This is a genomic window from Kaarinaea lacus (genome assembly GCF_975902315.1).
This window is the reverse complement of record NZ_CDLKIE010000315.1, coordinates 1-15878: the sequence shown is the minus strand read 5'-3', so window position 1 is coordinate 15878 and position 15878 is coordinate 1. Positions and strand designations below refer to the sequence as shown.

9 protein-coding genes are annotated in these 15878 nt (G+C 43.9%); 7 read left to right on the top strand and 2 right to left on the bottom strand.

Going from position 1 to position 15878, the window contains the following annotated elements; genetic code table 11:
- A partial coding sequence (locus tag ACWVCM_RS10140; protein WP_455201631.1) for an ATP-binding cassette domain-containing protein occupies positions 1 to 315 on the top strand: 315 nt, incomplete at its 5' end.
- A gap of 33 nt (positions 316 to 348) precedes the next feature.
- Positions 349 to 1194: a metal ABC transporter permease gene (locus ACWVCM_RS10135; RefSeq protein ID WP_455201630.1), complete on the top strand. Its 846-nt coding sequence runs from the start codon at positions 349 to 351 to the stop codon at positions 1192 to 1194.
- 143 nt (positions 1195 to 1337) lie between these two features.
- Here the strand turns inward: ACWVCM_RS10135 and ACWVCM_RS10130 are convergent, their stop codons facing one another.
- Together ACWVCM_RS10130 and ACWVCM_RS10125 are read right to left on the bottom strand one after the other, a co-directional pair.
- A complete protein-coding gene (locus ACWVCM_RS10130) occupies positions 1338 to 3890 on the bottom strand; it encodes an EAL domain-containing protein (RefSeq protein ID WP_455201629.1) in 2553 nt (850 codons plus the stop codon).
- Positions 3887 to 4870: a cytochrome-c peroxidase gene (locus tag ACWVCM_RS10125; RefSeq protein ID WP_455201628.1), complete on the bottom strand. Its 984-nt coding sequence runs from the start codon at positions 4868 to 4870 to the stop codon at positions 3887 to 3889. Before ACWVCM_RS10125 ends, ACWVCM_RS10130 begins: the two co-directional genes overlap by 4 nt.
- 850 nt (positions 4871 to 5720) lie before the next feature.
- Between ACWVCM_RS10125 and ACWVCM_RS10120 the strand changes: the two genes are divergently transcribed.
- From ACWVCM_RS10120 to ACWVCM_RS10100, 5 genes are all read left to right on the top strand, one after another.
- Positions 5721 to 8783, top strand: a complete 3063-nt coding sequence (locus ACWVCM_RS10120; RefSeq protein WP_455201627.1) for a DUF349 domain-containing protein — start codon at positions 5721 to 5723, stop codon at positions 8781 to 8783.
- Positions 8784 to 9191: 408 nt separating this feature from the next.
- On the top strand, positions 9192 to 11306 hold the full coding sequence (locus ACWVCM_RS10115; RefSeq protein ID WP_455201626.1) for a two-component system response regulator: 2115 nt from the start codon (positions 9192 to 9194) through the stop codon (positions 11304 to 11306).
- A 94-nt stretch (positions 11307 to 11400) separates the two neighbouring features.
- Positions 11401 to 12975 (top strand): sensor histidine kinase, encoded by a 1575-nt coding sequence (locus ACWVCM_RS10110; RefSeq protein ID WP_455201625.1) that lies wholly within the window; start codon positions 11401 to 11403, stop codon positions 12973 to 12975.
- Between the two features lie 115 nt (positions 12976 to 13090).
- Positions 13091 to 15106 (top strand): DNA helicase Rep, encoded by a 2016-nt coding sequence (rep, locus tag ACWVCM_RS10105; RefSeq protein ID WP_455201624.1) that lies wholly within the window; start codon positions 13091 to 13093, stop codon positions 15104 to 15106.
- Between the two features lie 201 nt (positions 15107 to 15307).
- Positions 15308 to 15811: a thioredoxin family protein gene (locus tag ACWVCM_RS10100; protein WP_455201623.1), complete on the top strand. Its 504-nt coding sequence runs from the start codon at positions 15308 to 15310 to the stop codon at positions 15809 to 15811.
- Positions 15812 to 15878 lie beyond the last annotated feature (67 nt).

Genomic DNA, 15878 nt, shown 5'->3' with positions numbered 1-15878 from the left:
TTGTCAGGTGGTCAGTTACAAAGAGTTTTAATCGCTCGGGCATTGGTGAGCCGGCCGAAGATTCTGATATTGGACGAGCCGACTTCGAATATCGACTCGCGAGTTGAAGAAGATATTTTCGACTTGTTAAAAAAGCTCAATGAACGTTCCACAATTCTCGTTGTATCGCACGATATCGGTTTTATCTCGGAATATGTTACTCGCGTAGCGTGCTTGAATCGAACCATGGTGTGTCATGAAACGTCTGCGATATCAGGCAAGACCATTGAAGAGCTTTACGGTTCTCCTGTTCACATGATTCAGCATAGTCACTGATTTTCTTATAAAGAAGCCCGGCAATAAATTATTATGAATATATTCGACGCGATTGTTTCCCAAACATTTCTACAATACGCATTATTGGCGGGCGTTCTTGCTGGTATTGGTTGCGGATTAATGGGGACATACGTTGTTGTGAAACGCATAAACTTTCTGGCGGGAGGAATCGCGCACAGCGTACTGGCTGGCATGGGTGTCGCTTACTTCCTGGGTGGTAGCCCGGTGATGGGGGCAATTATTTCAGCGATTGTAGCTGCCCTCATAATTGGCTGGATAAAACTGCGTTGGAGAGAGGACGAAGACACAATCATTGCGGCAGTTTGGTCCATTGGTATGGCTATTGGGATAATTTTTATAGCAAAAACGCCAGGCTATAGCATCGATCTAATGAGTTATTTATTCGGTAATATTTTAATGGTGTCCCGGGACGAGCTGTACATAATGCTGGCTCTGGATGTGATTCTGTTAATGGCTGTAACCGTGTTTTATAAACACTTTCTAATTGTTTGTTTTGATGAAGAGTTTGCCAGGTTGCGTGGTGTGAACGTTGAATTGTTTTATATGTTATTGCTCTGCCTGGTTGCGCTTACCGTCGTATTGTTGATCCAGGTTGTTGGTTTGATATTGGTCATTGCGCTGTTGACCCTGCCAGCGGCGATTGCAATGCAATACCAAAACTCATTAAAAGGAATTATGGTATTGGCCATGGCATTGGGGATATTATTTTCCTGCGCCGGACTTATGGTATCTTATGAGCCTGATTTACCGGCCGGGGCAACGATCATATTAATCGCAGGCATTAGTTATATTGTTTCATCATTACTGATTCGGTTGCGAAAAACCGGCAGCGTTCCAGGTCGCAATAGCCAGTCATAGCCACGCCAGCTGGTAATGTTCTGTAGCATAGTCGCGACGAGTATGGTTGGGACTGCGCTGGTAGTGGAGCGGGACGGTAACGGAGTGGGGTGGTATTGGAGCGGGACGGTATTGGTATAGGGTGGTATCGGGGATTCTGGCGGTCAAGCAATAGTGCCGGGTGTGATAGCGTTGCGATTTTTGTAACTTAAGTTATTCTGTAAGGGTTCGGGTTCTCCAAATTTATACCCTTGCGCGTAGTCAATACCAATATCGATTAACGCATCATGTAGATGTTCATTTTCTACATATTCCGCAATTATTTGAATGCCCAGGATACGCCCGATATTATTGATTGACCATATGATTGCATGGTTTACCGTATTATTCAGCAGGTTTTTTACGAACTCGCCATCAATCTTCAAATAATCCACGGGTAAACTGCTGAGATACATAAACGAGCTTACGCCTTTTCCAAAGTCATCAAGGGCGAATTTAAAACCAATTTTTTTCAATTCGCGAACCAGCTTCGCAACTTTCTGTAGATTGTCTATAGCCGCTGTTTCAGTAATTTCAAAACAGATGTTCTCCGGATTAATATCGTGTTTTTTGTATTCCTGTGTGATGTATTTTAACAGGGTATTTGTATTTAATGATGTGCCCGATAAGTTTATTGAGTAGCTGGCATTTTCCTGGTTATTGTCGGCCAGTGATTGAAACGCTGTGCGAATCACCCACCTGTCGAGGGTTGGCATAAAATTATAACGTTCGGCGGCGGGAATGAATTCGTTGGGCTGAATCAATCTGCCATTCGTGTCATGCAGACGAATCAACAATTCATAACGTAGTTTTGGTCTATCGCCAGAACACAGGGGTACGATTGGTTGTTTGTACAGGATGAATCGGTTTTCTTTTAGTGCCTGGGTAAGTTTCGACATCCACTGCATTTCATCGCGGCGACGTATTAGCTCTTTATTGCCATGGCTGTAGATGTGAATCCGATTTCGGCCGGTGTCCTTGGCTACGTAGCATGCCATATCGGCAGCGCTCATTGCGGTAACGAGATTGTCACTATTTTCGTCAATCATGGCAATGCCAATACTGACGCCCAGGTGAAAGTGAATACTCTGCCATTCGAAGCGAAACTGTTTCAGTGTAATTAATATGGTTTCAGCAAATTCCCTGGCCTGATTTAAGGAGCAATTTCTTAATAATATTCCAAATTCATCCCCGCCCAGTCGGGCTAAAGTATCCGTGTCGCCTAATTTTGACTGTAGTAATGCAGTAACCTGTATTAGCAGTTGATCACCTGCGTCATGACCGCAGGTGTCATTGACTACCTTGAACTGATCCAGGTCCAGATAGAGCAGTGCATGCTTTAGTTTGCTATCTTTGGCGCGTTTCATGGCTTTGGCAAGCTGGATTTCAAAAGCTCGACGGTTAATAACATTGGTTAACGCATCGTGGCTGGCCTGGTAGGAAAGTTTGCGACTTAAGTCGCGCGTACGGCTCACGTCGCGAAATACGATTATGCTGCCGATGATGTCGTCGTTGTAGCCGCGAATGGGAGCGGCAGTATCTTCTATGGCGGTTCTGGTGCCATCCTTATGTATCAAAACACTTTGCGTGGCAGAGGAAATATTTCTGTTTCCTGCGATACAGCGTTCTACCAGTGTTTCTATCTTGCGGTTGGTTCTTTCATCAAACACATGAAATATACTTGACAGGTGTTTGTTGTGGGCCGTTTCATTTTCCCAACCGGTTAACTGCTCTGCAACAGGATTCAGGTATTGCACAATTCCGTCTGCATCCGTTGTGATAATCCCATCGCCAATGGAATGTAATGTTACTAATGCCCGGTTTTTTTCATGTTCCAGTTCGTGAGTTTTTCTTTTCAGTTTAATAAGTATGTAGGCCGTTGTTGATAACAGTATTACGGACAATATGAACAGTATGAATCTGTAAACATTACTTTGTTCCAGTATGTTTTCATTGTGCAAGGAGTAATCTTTCTGAAGGTTGTAGGTGAGTGATTCAATTGGAAGCTCCATTAATTCGCCTACAACCGAGTTTACTTCCTGACGGTTCTCGATTACCGTTTTTGCATGTTTGTAAATAACATGAAGGTACGGAATTATTTCCGGTTCAACGCTGAATTGAAGGCTTTCAAGTGTTTCAACTTTGTCCAGCAGTTGGCTATCCACATGATCGTCATTTGTTAAGCTGTATAAATAGATGTCTCTCAATAAACTATCCACATGGTTTATAACATGCTCAGTGTTATTAAAATTTACCAGCCTGTTCTGTAAGTCGGTATTTAAATTGGGAAATACAGTTAGTGAGTTTTTCAATAATGCATTTGCAGTTTTAAAATCATCAGTCAGGTGGAACTTTTCATCCAGATACTGAATCAGGTTATTTAGTTTTTCGGTTTCAATAACCTGATGTGATGTGTCTGACAATTTCTTTAGTGAACGGTATTTGTTCTTCAGTCGGTTTACATATTCGGAGAGTGAATCAAAGTTGGTATACAGCTGGTAGCGTAATGTGAGTAACTCCTGGTTTACCAGGGCGTTAATTAATCTGATCTCGCGAAGTAACTGAATTTCCTGTTGAAACTGTTGTAAGTTTGTTGATTTGCTGTTCAGGAACAAAACACAGGAAACGATGATGAATCCACTGGCAATTAACATTGACTTTAGATGAATGGGTTTCACAGTTTCTGTCCCCTGTATTCGCCGGTCAGCGTTTTCAGGAAGCTTACTATCTGTGAAATCTCCTGGTCTTTAATGCCTATGCCGAGGTATTCGTCCAGCATTCTGCTGACGGCCTGGTGTAGCGTGGTAGCAGAGCCGTCGTGAAAATACGGTGGTGTTACCGCAACGTTTCGTAAGCTGGGTACCCGAATTTGCTTTATTTTACCCTGTAGTCGCCCGCTGGTTGAATTGAGGTTTCCAAACGGTGCGCCCAGTTTTTCCAGGCGCAGTACAAAGTTACCACCTATATTGATACCTTGATGGCATGTAATACAGCCATATGATTTAAAAAGTTTATATCCTTTCAGTTCTTTACTTGATAAAGCGGTTGCGTCGCCTTTGAGGTATTTATCAAATGCCGAATTGGGTGTTAGCAGTGATAACTCAAAACTTATCAATACATCTTTGAAATTTTCCCTGGTGACGCCATCAGAATATAAACTATTAAACTGTTCTTCGTATTCCGGAATCGATTTGATAGTCTGAATTAGCTGTGGCCACGTGGAGTTAATTTCCTTTATGGCATCAGTGATTTGTTCGTCCAGCGATTCTATTTTGCCGGACCAGTAATATTGCGTATTTAATGCCACGTTATATATAGTGGGGGTGTTAAACTGGGTGGGTATTCCTGCACCGTTCACTGAAAACGCCAGTTGATCGGTGCCACCAATATCCAGATTGTGGCAATCCACGCAGGCGATTTTTTTCTTGCTGTCCAGCCTCCTGTCCTTGAACAGCTGTTCACCAAGCGCAATTTTTTCCGATGCGGATTTCACATAGTAGTCAGGAATAGGGCTAATAGGTTCCTGTACAATAGCAGGTTCCCTGAGATTATCCGCCTGGCTGACATTTTCAATAGCGGTGTCGTTTGCCAGGGCACATTCAATTTGTGTCAGTCCCAGAAACCATACCGCCAGGATCAAGCCTGTTCTGGATTTCATTATTGGGTTATCAAGTAGCATTATTGTCATTTTCCCTTGACAGCTAACTCAGCCAAACACAGTTCGATCTGTATTGAAGGACTAAATAATCCTGAACATTGTTGTTGAAACCTCATGCGAGCAGCATGGAGTTATCGATACATGAGGATCGATCAAGAGGGGAACATTGCAAGGATAACGATGTTGTTAGTTAGTCTCAAAAGATGCCCCCCTACCCTAGAAATAACGCTTTAAACACCTTTTGAAACAAGTAAAACTGTTTTAGCACATCAATTGCTAAAAATCGAGCGATTAAGCCTGGCGTCATATCTGGTTAATAGATTTTTAAATATTTAAAAGGGAAATATTGTTAAACATAGCAAATCGCTGCTGCCGGTCATCGAATTGCGACTCGTATTGTTCGATATCTAGCCAGGCAAAATAACATAGTGCTTACGGCATTGGGTATGAATAGCCCAGCAGTCCGGTTAGTCCAGCGTTTTTGGACAGATTATTGATAGCAGGTCGGCACCTGATCTTTTGAAAGCGATGCTATTTGGCGGAAGGGAGAATGCGCGTTTTTGATTTCAAAAAACGAGAAGCAGCATGCAGTCTAAATGTTAATCCTTATTCCTGATTAGATGGCCACCATTTTATTCCGAATCAATAAATCACTACCAGGCTTGTCACGATAGAATTCTAAGCGCTGGATATCTTAAAAACTATTCATATTGGTATAATGTTGATCTGATTTAATTACCAGGATGGGTTATTCCCAATCCCTGGTAATTGCTTGCCCGGTGAGGTAAAGAAGTACACGCTACGTAGCTATATCCTGACAATATACTCAGAAACTTTTAAGAATTGAAAAATGCTTATTGGAAATATATTTGCCCCTAAGTGGAAACATAAAAGTCCACAAGTGCGAAAGCAGGCTTTAATGGCGCTGGATGCAACCCGCGAAGAGTCTCAGGACATCTTGCTGGATGTGGTTGAAAATGATCCTGAATTGTTTATTCGCCGGTTGGCGATCAGGCGTCTCAACAAAATAGATGCTTTGCAGGCCTTGAGACATGCCGGGCAAAACGGCGAGATTTATCAGGAAGCAACAACGCGCTTATGTATTCTGTTATCGAATAACACGTGTGAGCTTAGTATTGATCAGCTTAAGGCCAAGCTGGATTCTCTCAATGAGACTGGAATTTTCCAGTACGTCGTTAAGCATACCAATATCAAAGAGATGCAGCGTTATGTATTAGATAAAATTAACGATGAAAGTGCGATAGTTGAAGTTGTAGTCAACGCGGAAAATGATGAGGTTCGCAAATTAGCCCTGGAAAAACTGGAGAGCACAAGTGCCCTGAAACGAGTCGTTAAGGCGCTAAAACGTAAAGATAAACAGCTGGCGGCTCGAGCACAGGAAAAGCTTCAGGAGCTTGATAGCGTGCTCAGTGAACGCAATACGTTAATCAATGAACATAAACGTGTTAGCAAAGATTTCCTGGAGCTGGTTGAACTGTGCAAATTGAGTAAAGAGTGGTGTAAAAATGAATCGCGCTTACGTAGTTTGCATGAACAGTGGCGTGGCTTATGCGTGCAACTGGGTCGTCAGGATAATGAGCAGGATGATGAGCAGGTAGAGCAGTCGTATAAATTGTTCGAAGCAGAACTGAAACACGCTGTTAATAAACAATCATGGGAAGTTTCGCCGGAAGTCGTTGATACGGATGTGATCGACAAGCTGCGCAGTATTAATGAGCAGCTTTCACAAAAACTTCAGCAATATGAGAAATTAGATATTAATAAACTTCCCGACGGGTCCGAGTTGACTCAATTTGCAGCGGACATCAGGCGACAGTGGCAGCAAAACTATAATGGAATAATGGAAGAGGCTGGTGCCGCCTTGCCTGTCGCCGATCTTCCACAGGCAAAACCAGAATTTGAAGCTAATTTTTCTCGGCTAGAACAGTATCTGGCCGAGTTACCGGTTATTGAGGCATATCGTTCGCAATTAGTCGAAATCCTTGCCGATGCAAAGAATGTTCTGGCTTCTGAGGGTTCTTTGTCAAAACGAGATGTTGAGCATTTACAGCAACGTTATAAAAAGTTATCGCGGCCAGTAAACGCCCTGGTTGCGCAGCAAATGATTGACCAGTACAACAAGGCGATCGATGACCTGCAGAAGCGACTGGCTGCACAGGATGATGCAAGAAGTAACATTCTAAGTGACTTTAACACGCTAATCAGGGAGTTGAAGGAAGCGGTAGAAAAAGGGCAATCAAAACACGCTGCCCGGTTGGTGCACAGGGGGAAAAAACTGCTGAAACAACTGGATGATGAGGGCAAGTCCTTGCTAAACAAAAGCGGTACGCTTGCCACGTTTCATCATGCCGAGCAGCAATTAACGGATCTGCAATCCTGGCGACAATGGTCAAATGCGCCCGTTAAGGAAAAGTTAATTCGTGAAGTGTCGGATCTGGTGCAGGAGCTTGAGGCGAATAAGGATAATCCAGACTTTGATTTTGTTAATGCAGCCGACATGATTAAGGCTGCCAGAAACGAATGGAAAAAACTGACAACAGGTGAGCATGACAGCGACCAGGAGTTATGGCAACAGTTTGACGCAGTATGTAATCAGGCTTATGAACCCTGTCAGCAATACTTTGACCAACAGGCGGAGCAGAGGGCTGCGAATTTAAGTAAACGTGAACAGTTTTGTCAGGATCTGGAAGCGTACCAGCAAAAAGTGGCTAACCAGGAACCTGGTGAAGTGGACTGGAAAGCAATGGATAAAATTATTCATGCGGCCCGCAAAGATTGGGGGCAGTTAGGCGTAGTGAATCGAGGGGATAGAGCCAGGATAAATAAACGCTATAACTCTGTTTTCCATGCATTGGAAAAACTGTTACGAACACATCAACAGCAAAACCGAGAAATCAAAGAGACCCTTATAAAACGTATCCAGTCATTATCCAGCCAGTTATCTGAGCAATCGATTGATGTCGATCAGGCAGTTGAATCGGTCAAGCAGGCTCAAGCGGAATGGAAAACGGTTGGTGTTGCCAGAAAAGACCTGCAAGTTTGGCAACAATTTCGTGAAGCATGCGATAAAGTTTTTCAAGTGCGCCGTGCGGAACAGGATGCGCTTAATGAGGCGCGCGAAACAGAAAAGCAGCAACGTAACCAGTTAATAAAACAGATTGAAGCGGCCAGTAAATTGAATGGCGAGTCTTTACTTCAGGCAAGATCGCAGATAGATCAATTGAAATCCGAGTGGGATCAGTTGCCCAGGCTTAAAAAAGATCATCCGCAAGAACGCCGTTTGTTACGGGCCTGCCAGGAATTTGAAAAACAGATTAAAAATGAGTACGCGGACAAGTTGCGGCTTGAAAAGCAAAAGCTGCAACAGAATGTCGGTCTTTGCAATGAACTGGAACAGGCTATATTTGATTGTTTGCAGGGAACTGCAGATCCCGCGCAGTTAACTGACTCAGTGGCAACTCTGCAAGAACGCTGGCAAACCGTAAGTTCAAAATTAAGTGTGGTAGATCAGGCGGTTCAGGAGCGGTTCGATCAACTTAAAGAATATTCAGGAAAAATCGGTAGTGATGGTATAGAGGCTGTTAAGCCGTCTTTGCTCAACCAGGATGATGTTATAGCGGAAAAGAAGGAGATGTTGTGTATACGGCTCGAAGTGCTGGCGGATGTTGAATCTCCGCCGGAATCCAGGCAGCGCCGAATGGAATATCAGGTGTCGCAACTCGCTGACAAGATGAAACAGTCTAAAAACCATAACGTTCAGGCGGAAATAGCACAGTTGCTAAGTCAATGGCATGGTTCAGGTTTTATGGATCCCAATAAGGCTCAACCGCTGGAACGGCGTTTTTATTCAACGCTTCAATCGTTGGATAAAGATTATCAATATGAAATGTAATTGGTATAATGGATGAAATCGTTGACTGCAAGGTTGCAAATACCTATTCTTTTGCAAGCAATAGGGAATTTGCATCGGTGTAAACCACAGTCAAAAATACAATAAATAAAAGCTTGTAACTTTTAGGCTGTATGGTGGTAGATCTCTTCTAAACTATTTGCGGCTGGAGTACATAGTTTTAGTGATCAGGTTAATAGTATGTAACATGTCGTAGTGTAAACTGGTCGAAACTTACGGAACGTCGATAGTAATAATTGGGGCTTTCAATCTCGTCAAGTCGTAATTTCCGGTAGCTGGACAAGTACAGCGACAGCAGTCGATTTGTTGGACACTCGTAGGTTTAGGGTTTTCGGGCAGTAGTTACATCTATCCTGAATAAATTTTTGAAGCGTACTCAAGGAGATCACAGTGTCAGACGAGTTGGCATCGGTACAGCCAACAGTAATGCTGGTTGACGATGAACCAGATGAGCGATTACTTATCCGCCGTGAACTCGAAAAGGTGGGTATGCAGGTCTATGAGTGTAATTCTGGTGCCGCGGCGCTGGATAAACTTACCGAAATAACTCCCAGTGTTATTTTGCTGGACGTGATTATGCCAGGAAAAGATGGCATAGAAACCTGCCAGGAAATTCGTAACAATCAGGCATTTAAAGATATTCCTGTCCTGATGTTAACCGGTGTCGATGGGCTTGAGTATATTCGCCAGGCCTTTGATGCTGGTGCCACAGATTTTATTACCAAGACTACTAATCTGCATTTTGTCTCGCAGCGTATCAAGTATGCGTTAAGGAATAACAGTCGTACCCAGGATTTAAAATCCTGGCAGGAACAGTTGAAACAGGTCCATCAGGTTGCCGGGATAGGTTATTGGCAATTGAGTGTACCCGATTGCCGGATTGCTTTATCGGATGAAGCGTTGAAGTTGTTTGGTATCGGACGCAGTGAGTTCGATAATAGTTTAAGTTCCTTCCTGGATCTCATCCATTTATCTGACCGAGACAATGTTAAAACTGTTATCGATAATGCATTGTTTAATCGCGAAAAGCTTAATGTCGATCATCGTATTATTACCAGGAGTGGTGCTGAGTGTTTTGTAAATCTGCAAGGCGAAGTTACTTACAATAACGGCAGTCCTGTCAGTGTGGTAGGTATTATTCAGGATATTACCGAACGCAAGAAGACCGAAACTTCAATGCAGCATCAGGCCTTATACGACAGCCTGACTGACCTGTCCAACCGGCGTTTGTTTCAGGAACGCCTGTCTCATGCAATGTCAAAGGCGCATAGCACTGAAAAACTGTTAGCCGTCTGTTTTTTTGATCTTGATAATTTCAAGATGATTAATGACAACCTGGGCCATGCGGTTGGTGATGAACTGTTGAAGTCGGTAGCAAGACGGTTACGTAGCACCATGCGACAGGGCGATATTGTTGCACGCATAAGCGGTGATGAATTTGCGGTGGCGGTAGAAGGATTAAGTAACGTCGACGAGCTGGAAAAGATTGTAGAAAAACTCAGGTTTCGCCTGTCACAACCCTACAGAATTCGTGGACACAAAATTTATACCAGTGCCAGTATTGGCGTAGCGCTATACCCGCTTGATAGTTCGGATCGCGGGGAAATGCTGCGTAACGCCGACGCTGCGATGTATCGTGCCAAGGAACTGGGCGGCAATTGTTTTTGCTACTACACCTATGATATGAACGATCGGGCACGACGTCGCCTGGAAATGGAAAAAAACCTGGGCAAGGCCGTTGCCAATGGCGAATTATGTTTGTATTACCAGCCTCAAGTTGACAATGAAACCAACACTGTCGTTGGTGTAGAAGCATTGTTACGCTGGAACCACCCGGAATTTGGCATGCTATCACCATCAAAATTTATGGCCATTGCTGATGAAAGTGGATTGATTCTGTCAATTGGTCAGTGGGTGTTAGTCAACGCATGTAATGAATTATTACGTTGGCATCAGTCAGGTCATCCTGATTTGCGATTGTCGATTAATATGTCATCCAGGCAATTTGCCCAGGAAGGTATTGTTGAAAATATTGAGCAGGTGTTAACGTCAACCAGGCTAAATCCGGCTCTAGTCTGCGTTGAGATTACTGAAGATGTTGCCATGAAAAATATTTCAGGCACCATCGATACGATGAATCGATTAAAATCGTTGGGTTTGCGTACTGCCATTGACGATTTCGGTGCCGGACATTCCTCCATGAACATGCTGCAGAAATTGCCAATAGATTCATTAAACATTGATCGTTCATTTGTTATGCGGATTGCTGATCGCGAGCAGGATGGTAACGCTGCTAAAGGAATCATAGCGCTGGCGCATAGCCTGGGATTAAAGGTTGTAGCGGAGGGTGTGGAGACGCGAACCCAGGCTGCCTTCCTTAAGCAACAACATTGCGATTTTTTACAAGGTTATTATTTCAGCCCCCCGGTACCTGCAGATAAAATTGATGAGTTTTTACAACATTACGCGCCACGAAATCCGCTGAAAAACGCAATCCTGGATTAAACTGCAGTTGACTCTTCTATTCCTTTAACGGATATAATCTTCGTTAATACTATTCATTCTATTTAATTTAAAAATAATAATCTGGTAGCGTCACTTGGCTAAAATTCAGCAGTCAGTTCAATTGATATCAAAAAGTTATTTCTGGTTCGTTGCATTGATCATCGGCCTGGCTGCTGCATTCTTACTGTGGGTAATACAGGGCAGGATCGCTGATCATGAAGCGTATCACCAATTCATCGCAGCAGAATCAGCGTCTGCAATCGCCGAAGAGGTATCCCGGTTTGTAGGGGAGCGAAATCGCCTGGTACAGGTATTCGCGGATCAGCACCTGGCCGCTATTCGCGCTGTCGCGACGGATCCTGAAAATGAACAACACTACCAACAGTTAGCGGCACTGATTAAGCAATATTTCCCCGGCCACTTTGCGTTTACCGTGGCAAGTTCCGATGGTGTTCCATTGTTTGAAGATTTTGATGGCCTGGTGGCGGATTCCTGCCGTGTCGATATCAAGTCATTTGCAGAGAAGCAGTACTACCACCCTTATATACATCCCAATTATGAAGGTTACCATTTTGATGTGATGACTAACTTCGGGGAGAAAGAAGGCGTGCTGTTTATCAGTTTTCATGCAGATGCTCTGGGTACTACGCTTCGTGCCGCACAAACGCCCGGACACACGTTAATGTTGATCTATCCTGCATTTAATAATTTGATAGAAGTGATTGCTGAAGGCGCAAGAAATCATATCGTACGAAATGATTACCGTTTATCCGATGAAGAAAAAAACCGCATGTTAATTAGTGTGCCAGTGTCAGAAACTCGCTGGGATGCCGTGGACCTTTATAATGCTGATTTATTTTCCCGTTACCAGCGCAATTTATATCTAGAGGCAACTATATTGTTTTTAATATTCCTGGTGGTGGGTATTGTCATGGTTATATGGTTGCGAAAAGAGGAACTACAGCGCGAGCAGGTCGAAAAGCAAAAACATGAGTTGATGGGCGTCATTAGCCATGAATTTCGTACCCCGGCGGCGGCTATTCATGGCGCACTGGATTTGGTGATGCGTGGAGCCACTGGCCCAATCGAGGAGGAAACCAGGCGTTTACTTGATATGGCCAGCAGCAACACGATGCGGCTGCTAACCCTGGTTAACGATTTTCTGGATTTGCAGAAGTTTGAATCCGGTAAGTTGCACATGTCAAAACAGGTGTGCGAACTACGACCAATAATTGATAAAGCGATCAAGAATAATAAAATTTATGCAGATCAATTTGGTGTCACATTTCTACTTAACGATAAAACGGATAGTGCGAAAGTAAACTGTGATGCCGTACGAATCGAACAAGTACTGGCAAATTTGCTGTCAAACGCGGCCAAGTATGGTGCAATTAACGATGTTATTGAGATTCTTGTAAGCAGTCCTGAAACATCGATGGTCCGGGTAAGTGTTATTGATCATGGAGAAGGTGTTGCGCCACATATCCAGGACAAAGTCTTTCAAAAATTTGTCATGGCGAGAACTGGAAAAAGTGGTAAAGTACGCAGTTCCGGATTGGGCTTGAGTATCTCAAAAGCGATTATAGAAGAACATAACGGACGAATTGGATTTGATTCACGGCAGGGCGAGGGAACGACATTCTATTTTAATTTGCCGATTGTAAAGTAATTGAGTGAAGGAAAAACGTCCGAACTATAAATAGTTAGCAGCAAAAGCTCAAACCAGACATTATTTTATTCTCACAAACAGTTTTTATACAAGATTTAGAAAGCGTTTTTATTGCATGTCGAAGTTAAATACTCAACAGCGCAAAGCTGTGAACCACATTGACGGCCCATTACTGGTTCTAGCGGGTGCCGGTAGTGGTAAAACCAGTGTAATCACCCAGAAAATCGTCTATCTAATCCAGCGTTGTGGGATAGCACCTTCCAAAATAGCAGCCGTGACATTTACCAACAAAGCGGCTAAAGAAATGAAGTCGCGCGTAACGGGTCGTTTATCGAAAAAAGACGTCAAAGGATTGACCGTTTCAACTTTTCATACCCTGGGTTTAAAAATCCTCCAGAAAGAGCATAAGCAATTAGGTTATAAGTCGCGTATTTCTATTTATGATTCACAGGACAGTCAGTTACTGTTGAAGCAACTGGCATCCAGTAGCCTGCTAAAAGTTGTTCCCGTTGAGCAGGCTCAGCAACAAATATCGCTATGGAAAAATGCCGCTATTACGCCGGAAGTCGCGCTGAATAGTCAGTGTGATACTGCTGTCAAACAGGATCTGGCTGGACTATACGCTGCTTATTGTCATCAATTGAAAGTGTACAATGCGGTCGATTTTGATGATCTGATTTGTTTGCCGGTAGCATTGTTTGAGTCAAACCGGGAAGTGCTGGAACGCTGGCAAAACAGGATTCGTTACCTGTTAGTCGATGAATACCAGGATACTAATGCAGTACAATACCAATTGGTCAAACTGTTGGTAGGACCCCGTGCGGCGTTAACCGTGGTGGGCGATGATGATCAGTCAATTTATGCCTGGAGAGGTGCCTGTCCTGAAAATCTGGCGCAATTAAAAACTGACTTTCCTAATTTAACGGTAGTCAAACTGGAACAAAACTATCGTTCTACAAGCTGTATTCTTCAGGCCGCTAACGGCCTGATTACCAATAATCCGCATGTGTTCAGGAAAAATCTCTGGAGTGAATTCGGTTTTGGTGAACCACTCAAGGTTATCGAAGCGCGCGATGAAGAGCACGAAGCCGAACGCGTGGTTAACCATTTATTGAATCACAAATTTCAAAAGCGCACCGAGTTTCGCGACTATGCGTTATTGTATCGTGGCAATCATCAATCACGACTGTTTGAGAAATGTTTGCGTGAATATAAAATTCCTTATCGTATTACCGGCGGCACATCGTTCTTCTCTTTGACCGAAGTAAAAGATGTTATGGCATATTTGCGTTTGCTGGCAAACGCTGATGATGATCAGGCCTTTTTGAGGGTAGTCAATACACCGCGTCGTGAAATTGGTCCGAGTACCCTGGAAAAGCTGGTGAGCTATGCCAACAAACGTGGTGTCAGTCTCTGTGAAGCTGGGTATGAAATGGGATTATCCCAGTACCTGGCGGAACGGCCCCTGAAGCGTGTCAGGCGTTTTATCGAGTGGGTAGCGTATATGTCTGATCGTATGGAAAGAGGTGATCTGGTTGCAGGATTAAATGATCTGGTAGACGAAATTGGATACAAGGACTGGCTGGAAGATATTTGTCGAGATATTCCAAGCGCCGAGCGCAAGCTGGAAAACGTTTACGAGTTATTAGCCTGGATTGAGCACATAGTAGAAACCTCTACTGAGGAACTAAGTCTCGCGCAACTGGTACAGCAAATGACACTGATTGATATGCTGGACAAAGATGGCGATGACGAATCCGAACTGCCCAACGCTGTGAATTTGCTGACCTTGCATAGCGCCAAGGGACTTGAGTTTCCCCATGTGTACATGGTGGGCATGGAAGAAAACCTGTTACCGCATTATGTAAGCGTGCAGGAAGAAAATATCGAAGAAGAAAGGCGCCTGGCTTACGTCGGTATTACCCGGGCGCAACGTTCCCTGACGTTCAGTCTGGCTGCCAAACGTAAACGGAATGGTGAAGTGATTCCATGCGAACCCAGCCGTTTTCTCGACGAAATTCCTGAGGACAACATTGCCTGGGAAAAGCATCAAAAACAGGATCCGGAACAACGTCAGCAGACCGGACAAGCACATCTCGCCAATTTGCGCGGTTTGTTAGGCGAGGCCTGACAATCTGTTACCTGTGTCTCATAAGTTGGCACAAACCCGGCATAAAATTAAAAAGGGTCAGCCGGGCTGTCCAGCTGCACCGACTAAGATATAATCACTGTTCCCCGGATTGCTATCACACTTCGTGGGTAAGGCTGCTTTAAGTAGCCTAACTTTTTGTTTCTATAGAGTAAATATTGGCAATTTGTTGAAGAGGAATACATGAAGCCCTGGGTAATTAATCAATTGATCATTGCAAGTGTGCTCATTTTTTTAGTAGCTCATACCAATGCCGAGGATACCGACTCCAACCTGCCAAAGGCCGACGATTTCGCCATGCTGGCTTTGCAATCTAATCAGCAAAATTTACCGATCCTGATTATGTATGCAGCGGAAACCTGCGAATATTGCGAACGCCTGGAAGACGAAATCCTGGGTCCCATGTACCAAAGCGGACAATTCAATAACCGTGTCATTATCCGCAAGGTCATGATTGACGGGATCGATAATATCCGGGACTTTAACGGGAACCTGGTTGACGCTGAAAACTTTGCCTTCAAGCGTGGCGTCGAAGTGACACCAACCCTGCAGTTTGTGGACGCCAGCGGCAAGCAACTGGCCCCCGAGATGATTGGATACAACACGCCAGAGTTCTATGCCAATTACATAGAAAACGCCATCGACAAATCTCGGCAAGTTATCAAAAGCGCGACTTCCGCAAACTAGAACGGTCGCTTATTACCTGGACTACTTTGTTAATTGTTTAAGCTGTTTGCGCACTTGCGTCATGTGG